General features: G+C 56.7%; 13 protein-coding genes. 4 read left to right on the forward strand and 9 right to left on the reverse strand.

Translation table 11 applies throughout. The annotated features are described in order from the left end of the window. Positions 1 to 7: 7 nt before the first annotated feature. The 5 genes from M2118_RS05455 to M2118_RS05475 form a co-directional block, all read right to left on the reverse strand. Entirely contained in the window at positions 8 to 364 is a 357-nt protein-coding gene (locus M2118_RS05455; RefSeq protein ID WP_280794924.1) for a hypothetical protein, read from the reverse strand. Positions 365 to 373: 9 nt separating this feature from the next. Next, positions 374 to 1,468, reverse strand: coding sequence for a fatty acid desaturase family protein (locus tag M2118_RS05460; RefSeq protein WP_280794925.1), 1,095 nt, complete (start codon positions 1,466 to 1,468; stop codon positions 374 to 376). A 71-nt stretch (positions 1,469 to 1,539) separates the two neighbouring features. Then, positions 1,540 to 3,771: a heavy metal translocating P-type ATPase gene (locus tag M2118_RS05465; RefSeq protein WP_280794926.1), complete on the reverse strand. Its 2,232-nt coding sequence runs from the start codon at positions 3,769 to 3,771 to the stop codon at positions 1,540 to 1,542. Between the two features lie 106 nt (positions 3,772 to 3,877). Continuing rightward, complete coding sequence (locus tag M2118_RS05470) at positions 3,878 to 4,375, reverse strand: hypothetical protein (protein ID WP_280794927.1); 498 nt, start codon at positions 4,373 to 4,375, stop codon at positions 3,878 to 3,880. A gap of 91 nt (positions 4,376 to 4,466) precedes the next feature. Beyond that, on the reverse strand, positions 4,467 to 5,975 hold the full coding sequence (locus tag M2118_RS05475) for an SDR family oxidoreductase (protein WP_280794928.1): 1,509 nt from the start codon (positions 5,973 to 5,975) through the stop codon (positions 4,467 to 4,469). A gap of 53 nt (positions 5,976 to 6,028) precedes the next feature. Between M2118_RS05475 and M2118_RS05480 the strand changes: the two genes are divergently transcribed. Further along, the gene (locus tag M2118_RS05480; RefSeq protein ID WP_280794929.1) at positions 6,029 to 7,021 is read left to right on the forward strand and encodes an excalibur calcium-binding domain-containing protein; all 993 of its coding nucleotides are present in this window, start codon (positions 6,029 to 6,031) and stop codon (positions 7,019 to 7,021) included. A 286-nt stretch (positions 7,022 to 7,307) separates the two neighbouring features. Here the strand turns inward: M2118_RS05480 and M2118_RS05485 are convergent, their stop codons facing one another. After that, entirely contained in the window at positions 7,308 to 7,640 is a 333-nt protein-coding gene (locus tag M2118_RS05485; RefSeq protein WP_280794930.1) for a DMT family transporter, read from the reverse strand. A 9-nt stretch (positions 7,641 to 7,649) separates the two neighbouring features. Next, positions 7,650 to 8,435: an IclR family transcriptional regulator gene (locus M2118_RS05490; protein ID WP_280794931.1), complete on the reverse strand. Its 786-nt coding sequence runs from the start codon at positions 8,433 to 8,435 to the stop codon at positions 7,650 to 7,652. 86 nt (positions 8,436 to 8,521) lie between these two features. Here M2118_RS05490 and hutH point away from each other — a divergent pair, with 86 nt between their 5' ends. Genes hutH through hutI form a run of 3 tightly spaced genes read left to right on the forward strand, consistent with a single transcriptional unit; the run spans position 8,522 to position 12,979 of the window. Beyond that, on the forward strand, positions 8,522 to 10,066 hold the full coding sequence (gene hutH / locus M2118_RS05495; RefSeq protein ID WP_280794932.1) for a histidine ammonia-lyase: 1,545 nt from the start codon (positions 8,522 to 8,524) through the stop codon (positions 10,064 to 10,066). 31 nt (positions 10,067 to 10,097) lie between these two features. Further along, the gene (gene hutU, locus M2118_RS05500; RefSeq protein WP_280794933.1) at positions 10,098 to 11,756 is read left to right on the forward strand and encodes a urocanate hydratase; all 1,659 of its coding nucleotides are present in this window, start codon (positions 10,098 to 10,100) and stop codon (positions 11,754 to 11,756) included. 17 nt (positions 11,757 to 11,773) lie between these two features. Then, complete coding sequence (gene hutI, locus M2118_RS05505) at positions 11,774 to 12,979, forward strand: imidazolonepropionase (protein WP_280794934.1); 1,206 nt, start codon at positions 11,774 to 11,776, stop codon at positions 12,977 to 12,979. Here the strand turns inward: hutI and M2118_RS05510 are convergent. Together M2118_RS05510 and M2118_RS05515 are read right to left on the reverse strand one after the other, a co-directional pair. Beyond that, positions 12,966 to 13,925: an agmatinase family protein gene (locus tag M2118_RS05510; RefSeq protein WP_280794935.1), complete on the reverse strand. Its 960-nt coding sequence runs from the start codon at positions 13,923 to 13,925 to the stop codon at positions 12,966 to 12,968. The genes hutI and M2118_RS05510 overlap by 14 nt on opposite strands. Then, entirely contained in the window at positions 13,918 to 14,268 is a 351-nt protein-coding gene (locus tag M2118_RS05515) for an SdpI family protein (RefSeq protein WP_280794936.1), read from the reverse strand. Before M2118_RS05515 ends, M2118_RS05510 begins: the two co-directional genes overlap by 8 nt. Positions 14,269 to 14,270: the final 2 nt, after the last annotated feature.

The raw sequence follows: 14,270 nt of genomic DNA on the forward strand, positions 1-14,270 counted from the left end.
TAGTCTACTACTTCGGAGCTGGCGTCTTAATCAGGAAGCCACCGAGGAAGAAAGTGGCAGCTGCAGCTGTCTGAAGAAGCATCCACCATTGGATTCCTGGAGTAATTCCATCTGTCAAGCGAACAACAGGATTCCAATAAATCGCAATCATTAAGAACAGTGGAAGAAAGATCCACTTCTTGGGATTAGCCCACTGCCAGGTGAATATCGCAAGGATGACAGCCAAGATGCTGACCACGAACAAGATCGTGATGTACCACTCGGAGCCGTAGAGACCCATACCGATAAACATTGCAGTAACTCCCGCAAGTCCAGGCACGATGCCAGGACGGATGAGCTCAGGTTCTGCTTGCTTTTTTGTCATGTAAAAAGTTTAGCGACGACGCATGCGGTCGGCTTCAGGACAATCGAATGGATCGCGAGCTGCTAAACCAACCTTGTTGAGATAGCCAATGACGATTCCGTAGGAACGCATCAGCGTGGTCTCCGTATAGGGAACACCCTCTGTTGCACAGTGCTCCTTCACAATCAGACGAGCTTTGCGCAGATTGGGTCGAGCCATGCTGGGGAACAAGTGGTGTTCGATCTGATAGTTCAGTCCACCCATGAATGCTGTGGTTCCAGCACCCTTGATGTTGCGAGAAGTCAGGACCTGCTTGGTCATGAAGTCCACGCGGTTCTCTTTGGGAATCATGGGCATGCCCTTGTGGTTCGGGGCAAAGGATGCACCCATGTAGACGCCAAAGACCGCGAGCTGAACACCCAGGAAGGCAAAGGCCATGCCGAGGGGAAGGAAGATGAAGATCACAGCAACATAAGCGCTCAGGCGCAGAGCAATCAACGTGAGCTCAACAGCGCGACCTTCAAGGCGTTCCTTTTGGAACAAGGTCAAGATGGAGCGGAAATGCAGGTTGATGCCCTCGAGGGTGAGCAGAGGGAAGAAGAGATAACCCTGGCGTTGGGTAATCCAGCGCAGGAAACCCTTTTGCTTGGCAGCATCTACTTCTTGAAAAGAGATGGTGTCCCACTCGATATCAGGGTCTTTCCCCACGGTGTTGGGGTTGATGTGGTGCTTGGTGTGCTTGTTCATCCACCACGCGTAAGAAATGCCGACCACAGCAGTAGCCAGGATGCGGCCACTCCAGTCATTGAGCTTGCCTGAGGCAAACACCTGACGGTGGGAAGCCTCATGAGTAATAAAGGCGAATTGGGTCAGCAAAATACCCAAACCAGCAGCGATGAGGAGCTGGAACCAGGAATCTCCGATGAGCACAAACCCGGTAATCAAACCGCCCAGGGCCAGAGAAAGGCCCACAAACAAGGTGATGTAGAACACGGGACGCTTACGCATCAAGCCAGCTTGGGTCACTGCCTTCATGAGCGCTGCATACGAGCTTGTGAGCGGCTTACGGTTGGGATCTTTCGGCTCAGTTGAGCGGAGAGGGCCAAGGGTAGAGCTAAGAGACATTGTCGCCACTTCTGGATAAGTCAGGTCGACTTCACAGCCGGCGAGATAGTGCGTAATGCACTTAGTTCAATCTAGCGTGCGAAACTGCGAAGACGCAGTGAATTGAGCACAACGAACAAACTCGAGAATGCCATGGCTGCTCCCGCCAACATGGGGTTCAGGAATCCCAGTGCCGCGAGCGGAATCGCGGCGACGTTATAGGCGAAGGCCCAGAATAGATTTCCCCGAATAATTCCGAGGGTTCTGCGGGAAAGTTGAATGGCATCCACGGCTGCAGACAAAGTTCCACGGACCAAAGTGATGTCGCTGGCGGCGATAGCCACGTCTGTTCCGGTCCCCATCGCAATGCCCAGATCGGCCTGTGCCAGCGCGGCAGCGTCATTGACACCGTCACCGACCATGGCCACACGCTTGCCTTCAGCTTGGAAGCCCCTGACTACATCAACCTTGCTTTCAGGACTTGCTCCAGCAATCACGCGAGAAATACCCACTTCTGCGGCAATCGCGCGGGCAGCTTCTTCATGATCGCCTGTCAGCAAGACAACGTCCAGACCGAGTTCACGAAGGCGAGAAATAGCCAGAGCAGAATCTTCCTTGATGGTGTCGGCGACAGTGATGATGGCACGAACTCGGCCATCCCAACCTGCTAAGACAGTGGTTGCCCCCGTTGAGCGAGCAGAAGACAGCACCTCACGCTGCACAGAAGAGAGCTCGAGGGAATTCTCTTCCATCCACCCTTGGGTTCCCACCGAAAGAGTGACGCCTTCAACAACACCGCGAACACCGCGCCCAGCGACAGAGCGAAACTCTGTCACTGCAGGAAGCGGATCGTGCCGATCAGTAGTGACGTACAACACAATGGCTTGGGCAATCGGGTGTTCTGAGCCGCTTTCTAACGAAGCTATGCGCTGCAGTGCCGCTGACTTGTTTTCATCGTCAACATAAACATCTCTCACCGTCATCTTGCCGGTGGTGACCGTTCCCGTTTTATCGAGAACAACGGTGGTGATGCGGGAAGAACTCTCAATGGCATCTGGGCCGGAAATGATGATGCCCATCTGTGCTGCTCGTCCCGTGCCCACCATCAACGCAACAGGAGTAGCAAGCCCGAGCGCACATGGGCACGCGATAACAAGGACCGCAATACCTGCTGTGAATCCGACGGCCAGTGGAGCACCAGCTATCACCCACCCGATGACAGTAACTACAGCGATACCCACCACGATCGGCACAAAGACGGCAGAAATTCGGTCAGCAAGTCTCTGCACAGCAGCCTTATGGAGCTGTGCATCTTCAACGAGTGCCGCCAACTGAGCAATGCGAGTGTCCTGGCCAACCTCCGTGGCACGAACGACAAGTTTTCCGTCCAAAGCAATAGTCGAGCCTGTGACACGGGAAGTGGCAGTGACCTCTACAGGAAGACTTTCCCCCGTGAGAGCGCTTTCATCAACAGCCGCTTGACCCTCGAGGACAATGCCGTCCGTGGCAATGATTTCCCCAGGGCGAACGACAAAGACATCCCCCACACGAAGTTCAGATGCAGGAATTCGTTCTTCAACGCCGTCAACTACTCGAGTGACTTCTGTTGCTTTCAACTCCCCCAGTGCACGCAGAGCCTCACCCGCAGTGCGTTGGGATTTCTCTTCGAGGTAGCGCCCGAGCAAGAGGAAGGTGGTGACCCCAGCAGCAGCTTCGAAATAGATGTTGTGGGTGGGATCTGCCTGCCAGGCAAAGAGTTCCATGCTGTGGTGCATGTGGGGATCCCCAGCAGCTCCAAAGAAGAGGGCATAGACAGACCAGCCGTAGGCAGCAAAAGTCCCCAACGTAATCAGGGTGTCCATCGTCAAGGTGCCGTGACGAAGATTGATAAATGTCGCCCGGTGGAAGGGAAGACCACACCAAAACACGACGGGAGTGGTGAATAACAGTGAGATCCACTGCCAATAGGTGAACTGCCAGGCTGGAACCATCGCGAGCACAATGACAGGGATAGTCAAGAAGATGGAGATGACTAAGCGCTCGAGCAACGTTACTTTGCCCGCTTTGCCTTCTTCTAATTCAGCTTCGTTGGGCTTGGCCGCCTGAGGCAATGTTGCGGTGTATCCAAGCTTGGTTACCTGCTGTACCAGTTGCGCTTCGCTGACAGTTGAGGGAAATTCAACCTTGGCGCTGTGCATTGCTAAGTTCACGGCAGCGGTCACACCAGGAAGTTCGTTGAGGCTTTTCTCAACACGGGCAACACAGCTCGAGCAGGTCATCCCCTCAACACCCAAGACGATGGTGGATGTGGTCTGGCTAGCCATGGCTACCTCATTCCTTCATCATCCATAACGTCTGGTGGTTCCAGAGTATTCCTCCCTCACACAAGAAAACACCGCCCCCGAAGGGGCGGTGTTTCTGTCAGAACGACTAGTTGGTCGTTGCGGGAGCAGGTGCAGTGGTGGGGTAACCCTCAGGAATGATGTCGTTACCGTTTGCATCATGCTCGTGTGGAACGTTGCCAGGCATGGAGCCATCAGCTTCGAGACCACCCTGTGGTCCGCCGGCCATCTCGCCCTTGGGGCCGTGACCGCGCTTGCCTTCATGGCCTTCGCCGCCACCTTGAGGACCGCCTTCGCCCAGTTCCATGTGCGCAGGGGGCTGACCTGCAGCCTGTGGCCCTCCACCAGCATGACCGATCACGTTGGCGACAGCAATGCCGCTTCCGAATACACCAGCTAAGAGAGCAACGCTTGCTGCAGAGATACCGATGATCGCACCGGTGCCGAGGCGACGCTTGGAGCGGGCTTCAGCGATGGGTGTTACCGGAGTTTCGGTTTCTTCAGCTGCAGCTTCGGGGGTGTACTCAGCAGGAGTCTGAGTTGCCTCTGCGTTGTCGAGGTTGTCGTTGTTGTCGTTCTTTGGCATCTGCATGCCTCCTTACGTTCGTTTTGTGTGGTGGCCTTGTGGCCGGTAATTACACACTGGAGAACGAAGCTATGAGGACACTATGAACGGGTTATGAGAGAGCAGAGAGTTTTGCCTGGATTTTTCTCTCAAGAAAACGCTGCTGAGCTGTGGCCACAATCTTGTTGGCCATGCCGTTGAAGATGATGCCATGCGCAGGAAGAATCGAAAGCCAATACAGGCGGCCGCCAAGCCCACGTGGGAAGAAGATGGCGCGCTGCGTGTAGTGAGAAGTTCCATCAGGCAGAGCATCTGCAGTGAGCTCCAGCCAGGCCAGGCCAGGAACTTTCATCTCCGCACGCAGGCGCAGGAAGTTGCCGTGATCGATGCGCTCCACGCGCCACCAGTCCACGGCCTCCCCCACACGAAGCTTCTCGGGATTGCTTCGTCCGCGACGTAAACCAACGCCTCCGACGAGCTTGTCGGCAAAGCCGCGGGCTGCCCAGGCAATGGGAAGTGAATACCAACCGTTATCCCCACCAATCCCCTCGATGACAGCCCAGAGGTCCTCAACTGGTGAGTCACAGTCACGTTCTTTGAGGTCAATATAGACACGGTGACCAGCCCATTCAGGGTCACTCGGAAGAGGGTCGCTGGGAGCGCCATCGACACTGGAGTTCTGCCAACTCGTCTCCAACTCCCCTTCTTTCATTCGCTCAAGAGCGAGATGGACCGCAGTGCGATAAGGCAATAAGCCTTCTGGCGGTGGCGGAATGATCGAATCGATATCGTGCTCATTCATCACGCAGTCGTGTTGAAGTGAGGCAATGATCGGCACGGCGAGCGCACGTGGAATGGGCGTGACGAGGTTGACCCATTGACTGGCTAAGTAGGGGGTGAGAACGGGCAGTCGAAGGATGGCACGTTCTTTCATCCCTGCTTCAACGGCATAGCCGTTCATCATTTCGGAGTACTTCAGAACTTCTGGCCCGCCAATGTCGAGCGTGCGATTCACACTCGCAGGAAGATCCGCTGCCTTGATCAAGTAATACATCACGTCACGAACGGCAATGGGCTGAATGAGGTTGCCCACCCACTTGGGTGCCGTCATGACGGGAAGCACATCGGTGAGGTGCCTAATCATTTCAAAGCTTGTGGATCCAGAGCCAATAATCACGCCGGCTTGCAAGGCGACAGTGGGGACTCCGGAATCAAGAAGTATCTCACCCACTTCTGCCCGTGATCGGAGATGCTTGGAGAGTTCACCCGTGGCGGGGTGGAGACCTCCCAGATACACAATCCGGGAAAGTTTGTTGGTTTTGGCTGCGTGAGCGACGTTCCTGGCGCCGGTGAGTTCTTTAGCCTCAAAGTCACCTTTTTGCCCCATGGCATGGACCAAGTAGTAGAGAACATCGATGTCGACACATGCCTGGTTGACTGCCTCTGCATCCAGCAGATCACCTTCGACAATCTCTACCTGAGCGCGCCACGGCACGTCCTTGAGCTTGTCGGCAGTGCGGACCAGCACTCGAACGCTGAAGCCCGCTTCAAGGAGACGTGGAACTAGGCGCCCACCGATATAGCCGGTTGCACCGGTGACCAGTGCTCTGCGAATCGACATGTCCTGACTCTACGCCTGGAAGCTTGGTAGCTTCTATATACGGGGAGGGAAAAATGCCGACTAAAAAACGCCTGTGGCTCAGTGGCGTCATCGCTGTCCTGATTCTCCTGCCCATTGTTTCTGTGGGCTCTGCCTTCAACGCTGTGCAGTCCATGCAGACGGTGGGCACCGTTGAATCTCTCGAGCAGGCACTCTATGGAACAGAAGTTCCAGTTGATATTGCGATCCCGACAGAAACCGCCTCCGCCACCCCGGATGTTCCGGCAACACAAACTGCCCAACTGGGCTCCACTAGTGCCACCTCGTTCTTGTCATTGCTCGACCAACTCGCTACCGACGATTCCCCAGGAACTCACACCGGCTACAACCGGGACTACTTCAATGCGTGGGTTGATGCCGATGGCGATGGCTGTAATACCCGTGCTGAAGTTCTCATCATGGAGTCACAATCAGCGGTGACGACCCGTGGTCGATGCACGGTCAGCACTGGCCAGTGGGTTTCGGCCTATGACGGCGCTACTTTGACCGATGCTGGTGATCTTGACATTGACCACTTTGTTCCCCTCAACGAAGCCTGGGGTTCTGGTGCTTATGGCTGGGATAGTGCGACTCGGGTGAGCTTTGGCAACGACTTAGGCTATGACGCCTCTTTGCTCGCCGTGACCGCCAGCTCTAACCGCTCCAAAAGCGATCAGGATCCTGCGCAGTGGATGCCAACCAACCACAGCTACTTCTGTGACTACGCAGCAACGTGGGTTGCAGTGAAGTGGCGCTGGAGTTTGACTGTTGATTCTCTGGAACGACTCACCCTGCAATCAATTCTCAATGGCTGCTCCACGGTGAGCATCACCGTTCCTGAGAAAGCAGTGGTGACCGCAGGGACGGTTTCTGAACCCGTTGCCCCGGTCAGTGATGGGGTTCTCGACACCAACTATGGAACCTGTTCTGTGGCGCAAGCTAATGGCGCAGGTCCCTACTACCAAGGCGTGGATCCTGAATATGCCTGGTATCGCGACCGCGACAAAGACGGCATTGTCTGCGAATAGGACTTAACAGAACAAGGGCCCGACCTCCGAGGAGGTCGAACCCTTGTGCGCTGTGTTTACGCTTACTTTCCGCCGCAGCACGCGCCGCCGCAGCAGCCGCCCTCTTCGCCGCCACCGAGGGTAGCGGAAGGGGTCTCAAGCTTGATGTTTGCGGTTGCCATGTGGTCTCCTTCAGATAAGGGGTGACCGTCGGGGCTTTCGCCTGACCGGTCGAGGTCTATATCCAGTGTGCGCTTGTTTTCTCTGAACGTCAACGTCAGATGTGGGTATGTCGCCGAGAGCTTAATTACCCGTGTGAGCTACCCATCTCCAGAAGCACAACACCAATAATGATCAGAGCAAGTCCCAGGAAGCCCCAGGCGTTGAGGTTTTCTTTGAACAAGAAGATGCCCATAATGGCAACCAGCGCGGTTCCCACTCCAGCCCAGATTCCATAGGCAACACCCATGCTCAGGCCTTTAGACAGGCCTAGCCCTAAGGATGCGAAGGCAGATAGATAGCCGACGAAAACAAAGATGGTCGGTATGACTTTGGTGAAACCTTCACTCATCTTGAGTGCAAGTGTTCCCACCACCTCGGAGACAATCGCGAGGGCAAGAAGTAAGTATGCAACAACCATGAGTTCAGCCTAACTTGCACCGTGAATACGACGACTGAGCTCGTGCGCAGTGGTCGTCATTTCCGGCAGGAGAGAGTCGATTCGCTCTTTGAATGCATCTGGAGTGTTCAATCCAGCTGCCGAGAAGGTCACGGCAATACCTGCCGCCGGCCAACCAATGTGGTCCTTCACGACGACTCCTACTGACGCCAAACCCTCCGTGACCTCTCCACGCTCCAGGGAATAACCCTGGGTCGCGGCATCAGTGACGAGTGCTTTGAGCTCGCGGTAGGTGCGGGGTCCCGTGCTCGCCACTCCTGCACGCTGAGTAAAGACGATGCTGTCGGGATACAGCGCACGTAGCTGTGCTGCGGGCAGCGCCGAGAGCAGGGCGCGACCAGAAGCAGTGAGGTGCGCTGGAAGACGAACACCGACGTCAGTAACAAGGCTGGGTCGACGTGGCGCACGTTCTTCCACGACGTAGAGAACATCAGTGCCGTGCAGCACCGCAAGGTGAGCAGATTCTCCGATGTGGTCCACCAGCTTTGCCAGCAGGGGTGCACCCAGTCGAGTCAGGGGCTGTTGGCGGGTATATGCAGAGGAAAGTTCAAAAGCGGCGGGGCCAAGGCCATAGCGGCGCTCTTCGGGGATGTGCAGGGCAAAGCCACGCTCGGTGAGCACAGTCAGGATTTGATAGACCGAGGATCTGGGCAACTCCAGTGCGGTGGCAATAGATTGGGCTGGTACCGGGCCACGCTGGTGAGCAAGATGCTCAAGAATGCGCAGGGTTGAATCGGCTGCAGGGACTTTACTCACAGCGCCAGTCTGCCATGTCTGTCATCCCAGACACAAGGGGGTCTTTCACTGTATTTTCGGGCTATTTTTTAGTGTGAAATCAGAGCATGAGTTCAGTAGTCGTCGGCGCAGGTGCCGTATCCATCGAAGACGTGGTCGCAGTCGCCCGCCACAACGCCACCATCACCCTTGATCCCACCGCACTTGCTGGCGTTGCCGCCTCCCGTGCCGTGATTGATGGACTGGCCTCTGACCCCAATCCCCACTACGGAATCTCCACCGGCTTTGGCGCTCTCGCAACCACCTTCATTGAAACCGACCGCCGAGCTCAGCTCCAGGCATCTCTCGTTCGCTCTCACGCTGCTGGCTCCGGCCCCGAAGTGGAGCGCGAAGTTATTCGTGCGCTGATGCTCTTGCGCCTCTCCACTCTGATGACCGGTCGCACCGGTGTGCGCCCCGTGGTCGCTGAGACCTATGCCGCTGTCATCAATGCAGGAATTACTCCCGTTGTTCGTGAATATGGATCCCTCGGTTGCTCCGGTGACCTCGCTCCTCTCTCACACTGTGCTCTGGCCACCTTGGGTGAAGGCGATGTTCGCGACGCAGAGGGTGCTCTCATGCCTGCAGCTGAAGCACTTGCGGCAGCTGGCATCACTCCGCTCAAACTCGAAGAAAAAGAAGGCCTGGCCCTCATCAACGGCACCGACGGCATGCTCGGCATGCTGGCACTGGCCATTACTGATCTCAAGATGTTGATGACCACCGTGGATGTTTCCGCAGCCATGAGCATCGAAGGCCTGATGGGCACCGACAAGGTATTCGCAGCAGACCTGCACGCACTGCGTCCCCAGGTTGGCCAGGGACAGTCAGCAACGAACCTGCGCTATATCCTCGCTGACTCCCCCATCGTGCACTCACACGCAGGCCCCGAAGATGGCCGCGTGCAGGATGCGTATTCTCTTCGCTGTTCACCCCAGGTTCACGGTGGTGCGCGGGATACGATTTCTCACGCCGAGATGGTGGCAGGTCGCGAACTGGCATCTGCCGTGGACAACCCCGTACTGACCGTAGATGGTCGCGTGGAGAGCAATGGAAACTTCCACGGTGCTCCTGTGGCGTATGTGCTCGATTTCCTCGCCATCGTTGCAGCTGACGTAGCCTCGATGAGCGAACGCCGCACAGACCGCTTCCTCGACCGCGCACGCAACCAGGGCCTTCCTCCCTTCCTCGCCCACGAAGTCGGTGTCGACTCTGGCCTCATGATTGCCCAATACACCGCAGCTGGTTTGGTTTCAGAGATGAAGCGCCTGGCAGTTCCCGCCTCTGCCGACTCCATTCCTTCCAGCGCCATGCAGGAAGACCACGTTTCGATGGGTTGGCATGCGGGACGCAAACTGCGCAAGGCAGTCGATGCGTTCTCCCGCGTGATCGCCATTGAACTCATGACTGCAGCCAGGGGCATTGATCTGCGCGAACCTCTCAAGCCCAGCCCCATTACTGGTGCAGTCATTGCCGAACTGCGCAGCAACGGCGTTGCCGGCCCCGGCGCAGACCGCTTCCTCTCCCCCGAGATTGAAGCAGCAGCAGAACTCACTCTGAGTGGACGCATTGCAGCGGTCGCTCAGTCCGCAGCCACTACCCCACTGATCTAGTCAACACGAAGAATTAGCCAAGGAGAACATCATGACCTCAGGACCTCGCACCGTTCGCGCAGCTCGCGGAAACAAGCTGACCGCTAAAAACTGGCAGACCGAAGCCCCCATGCGCATGCTCATGAACAACCTCGACCCTGAAGTTGCTGAGCACCCCGAGAAACTCGTGGTCTATGGCGGCACCGGTAAGGCTGCCCGCACATGGGAAGCATACGACGCCATCGTGCGCACCCTCGAAACTCTGGAATCCGACGAGACCCTCCTGGTTCAGTCGGGAAAGCCTGTGGGCGTTTTCCGCACCAACGAGTGGGCCCCTCGTGTCCTCATCGCTAACTCCAACTTGGTGGGTGACTGGGCAACCTGGCCTGAGTTCCGCAAGCTCGAGGCAGAAGGTTTGACCATGTATGGCCAGATGACTGCTGGGTCCTGGATCTACATTGGAACCCAGGGCATCCTGCAGGGTACTTACGAAACCTTCGGTGCCGTTGCACGCCAGCACTTTGGTGGCACCCTCGCTGGAACGCTGACGTTGACCGGTGGATGCGGTGGCATGGGTGGTGCACAGCCTCTGGCTGTCACCATGAATGATGGTGTTGTTCTCATCGTGGATGTGGATGCCTCCCGTCTCGAGCGCCGCGTTGAACACGGCTACCTCGACGAGATGACTCATGACCTCGATGACGCGATTGCTCGCGTTCTCGCCGCGAAGGAATCAAAGACTCCACTTTCTGTGGGCATCGTGGGTAATGCTGCTGACGTGTTCACTGAGCTCCTGGAGCGCAAAGTTCCCATCGACATCGTGACCGACCAGACCAGTGCTCACGACCCTCTCTCCTACCTCCCCGAGGGTGTCTCTGTTGAAGAATGGCACGCCAAGGCAGAAGCAGATTCCGTCTGGTTCACCGATCACTCCCGCGCAGCCATGGCGAAACAGGTCAAGGCCATGGTTGAGTTCCAGGATGCTGGCGCCATCGTCTTCGACTACGGCAACTCGATCCGTGCTGAAGCCAAGCTCGGCGGTTACGACCGAGCTTTCGAATTCCCTGGATTCGTTCCTGCCTACATCCGCCCATTGTTCTGTGAGGGCAATGGTCCCTTCCGCTGGGTTGCTCTTTCTGGTGACCCAGAAGATATCGCCAAGACTGACAAGGCCATCCTGGAGCTCTTCCCTGAGAATGAGCACCTCAAGCGATGGATCACCAAGGCGGGCGAGAAGGTTCACTTTGAGGGGCTGCCTGCTCGCATCTGCTGGCTTGGTTACAAGGAACGCCACCTCGCTGGACTCAAGTTCAACGAGATGGTTGCTTCAGGGGAGCTTTCTGCTCCGATCGTGATTGGTCGCGACCACCTGGACTCCGGTTCGGTAGCTTCCCCCTACCGCGAGACAGAAGCAATGAAGGATGGCTCAGACGCTATCGCTGACTGGCCTTTGCTCAACGCGCTGCTCAACGCGGCATCGGGTGCAACCTGGGTTTCCCTCCACCACGGTGGTGGCGTCGGCATCGGCCGTTCCATCCACTCTGGTCAGGTCACTGTTGCCGATGGCACCCCACTGGCAGCACAGAAGCTCGAGCGTGTACTGACCAACGACCCCGGAACCGGCGTGATGCGTCACGTTGATGCTGGTTATGAGCGTGCTGAAGAAGTAGCACGCGAACGTGGTCTGCGCGTTCCCATGCAGGAAGGCTAAGCCCTAGGCTCACAGTCATGACCCGCACACTCTTCACCAATATCGGATTGCTCGTCACGAACAATCCGAGCGAAGCTGTGCGCGCTGGCGGAACGAAAACTCCCATGGGGGAAATCGAGAACGCCGCCATGATCGTGGACAACGGACTTGTTGCCTGGGTTGGCCGTGGAGTTGATGCCGAGACCGGCGGCGGTTTTGATATAGACGCAGTGGTCAATGTGCACGGAAACACTCTGATTCCAGGATTTGTAGATTCTCACTCGCACATTGTCTTTGCCGGCGATCGTGCCGGTGAGTTTGCTGCCCGCATGGAAGGCAAGCCCTATGCCGCTGGCGGAATACGTTCCACTGTGGCAGCGACACGTGAAGCAACAGATGAAGAGTTGCGTCACCGCCTGCACACATTGCTCGCTGAAATGCATGCTCAGGGAACCACCACCGTTGAAATCAAGAGTGGTTATGGCCTGGATGTTGCCACCGAAGAGCGTCTTGTTCGTCTGGCTCGAGAAGTCACCGAAGAAGTTACCTTCTTGGGAGCTCACGTTGTCCCCGCCGAATACAAAGACAGCCGTGAAGACTATGTTCAACTCGTGATCGGCGAGATGCTCGAGAAGTGTGCCCCTCATGCCAAGTGGATTGATGTCTTCTGTGAAGAAGGCGCATTCACTGTTGAGGAATCACGTCTCATCCTGAACGCAGGCAAGAAAGCAGGGCTTCTCCCCCGCGTTCACGCTTCACAACTTGGCCCCGGTGAAGGAATTGCACTGGCTATTGAAGTCGGCGCTGCGTCAGTTGATCACTGCACGTATCTCACGGATGCCGATGTTGAGGCACTGGCTGCTTCGCAGACCGTGGCGACGCTGCTGCCAGGAGTCGAGTTCTCCACCAAGCAGCCCTACCCGTCCGGACGTCGCCTGATCGATGCTGGCGTCACAGTGGCACTCTCTACTGACTGCAACCCTGGCTCCAGCTTTACGTCCTCTATGCCCTTCTGCATCGCTGTGGCAGTGCGCGAGATGGGCATGACCCCCGCAGAGGCCCTCTGGGCCTCCACTGCAGGTGGTGCCCAGGCTTTGCAACGCACAGACGTGGGAAAGATCTCCGTCGGGATGCGTGCAGATATCGCTGAGATTTCAGCCCCGAGCTATATCCACCTTGCCTACCGCCCAGGTGTTCCCCTGATTGGTCGCGTGTGGAAAGACGGAGAACTTATCGCTGGCTAAGCCCAGCGACAGCTTCCAATACACACAATGCTGCCAAGCGAATGGTGCGACCATCGGGAGCATCCATGGTGGCATCAATCTCGGCCAGGTCGATAGAGCGAACCTGAGGGTGCTTACCGGCTGCACGTGCAGCTTGGCGCAGTTCGTAGGCGCTTATGCCGCCAGGAACGCTGGCGGGGCAGGCTGGGGCAACAGCCCGATCACACACGTCCACGTCGAGATCAACATGAATGGGCCCACCGGCTGATCCTGCAATACTCAGGGCCTCAGCCATGACATCTGTCATGGGACGACGCTCGAGCTCATCACGGTGAATAACCGTGATGCCAAGCTCCTGAGCTCGGCGGGCATAACCCACCGAGTTGGCAAAGTCTTGAATACCGATCTGGACAATACGCTCAGGATTCATTCCCGCTTCAATGAGCCTGCGCACGGGTGAGCCGTTGCTGACACCATCACGCAAGTCATAGTGAGCATCGAGGGTGATGAGTCCCGCAGTGTCGAGGTCACTACCCCACACACCCAGTGCAGAGGCGACAGTAATGGAGTTATCACCGCCCAGCGCAATCACGAGTTCGGACGCCTTCGCAGCATCTGCCATCAAGGCGATGGTGCGGGCCTCACCCGCAGGAGAATCTGGGTCTGTCACGTTGCCAAAATCAGCAACGGTGAGGTCTTCCAGATCCACAATCGCAGGATCAGCTCGCAGATTCTTATCGAGTGTTCCTCGGTCTTGCATCAGTGCAGGCGAGTAGCGGTACAGGGCTGCACGAATCGCGTCAGGGGTTTCGTGGGCGTTCGTCGCACTTAAAGAAGTGTGAGACGCGGGGATTCCCACCAATGCAACATCGATCTTTTTCCCCGGAGCGATCTCATCTGGACGTGGCCACCCTCCAGCTCGAGGCCAGAGAGGATCAGTGGAAAGACCTGCTGGTTGGTTAGACATCAGCTGCCTTAGCTGCTTTCTGTCCCTGGTATCCGGCAAAGATCACACCTGCGAGCAAAGCACCAATTGCGACCTGCACGAGATACGAACGGTACTCAAAGGGAAGGAAAAGTGACACGATCATCAAGGTGGCATTAGCAAGAGCAGTGTCGCGCATCAGCGGGTAGGCAGCGACGTGGGCTGCCAGCCAGGTCTTGTCATTCTTTCGAGTGGCCTTGGTGCGAATACCCGCCCACGAGTTAGGGCCCAGTTTTCCCGTTGCCGCTCGAGCTATCACGGCATACAAAATAATGTCCGCCACAAGCGAGAGCGCAACAATGAGGTACTGGGTGCTGGAATCCATAC

It is taken from the genome of Aurantimicrobium minutum (genome assembly GCF_029892845.1).
GTDB lineage: Bacteria > Actinomycetota > Actinomycetes > Actinomycetales > Microbacteriaceae > Aurantimicrobium > Aurantimicrobium minutum_B.

Bases quoted from the DNA above. Each gene is read 5' to 3' on its own strand.
- M2118_RS05515 (WP_280794936.1), bottom strand. From the start codon at position 14,268: ATGGATTCCAGCACCCAGTACCTCATTGTTGCGCTCTCGCTTGTGGCG.
- M2118_RS05480 (WP_280794929.1), top strand. From the start codon at position 6,029: ATGCCGACTAAAAAACGCCTGTGGCTCAGTGGCGTCATCGCTGTCCTG.
- M2118_RS05465 (WP_280794926.1), bottom strand. From the start codon at position 3,771: ATGGCTAGCCAGACCACATCCACCATCGTCTTGGGTGTTGAGGGGATG.
- hutH (WP_280794932.1), top strand. From the start codon at position 8,522: ATGAGTTCAGTAGTCGTCGGCGCAGGTGCCGTATCCATCGAAGACGTG.
- M2118_RS05475 (WP_280794928.1), bottom strand. From the start codon at position 5,975: ATGTCGATTCGCAGAGCACTGGTCACCGGTGCAACCGGCTATATCGGT.
- M2118_RS05460 (WP_280794925.1), bottom strand. From the start codon at position 1,468: ATGTCTCTTAGCTCTACCCTTGGCCCTCTCCGCTCAACTGAGCCGAAA.
- hutI (WP_280794934.1), top strand. From the start codon at position 11,774: ATGACCCGCACACTCTTCACCAATATCGGATTGCTCGTCACGAACAAT.
- M2118_RS05455 (WP_280794924.1), bottom strand. From the start codon at position 364: ATGACAAAAAAGCAAGCAGAACCTGAGCTCATCCGTCCTGGCATCGTG.
- M2118_RS05485 (WP_280794930.1), bottom strand. From the start codon at position 7,640: ATGGTTGTTGCATACTTACTTCTTGCCCTCGCGATTGTCTCCGAGGTG.
- M2118_RS05470 (WP_280794927.1), bottom strand. From the start codon at position 4,375: ATGCCAAAGAACGACAACAACGACAACCTCGACAACGCAGAGGCAACT.
- M2118_RS05510 (WP_280794935.1), bottom strand. From the start codon at position 13,925: ATGTCTAACCAACCAGCAGGTCTTTCCACTGATCCTCTCTGGCCTCGA.
- hutU (WP_280794933.1), top strand. From the start codon at position 10,098: ATGACCTCAGGACCTCGCACCGTTCGCGCAGCTCGCGGAAACAAGCTG.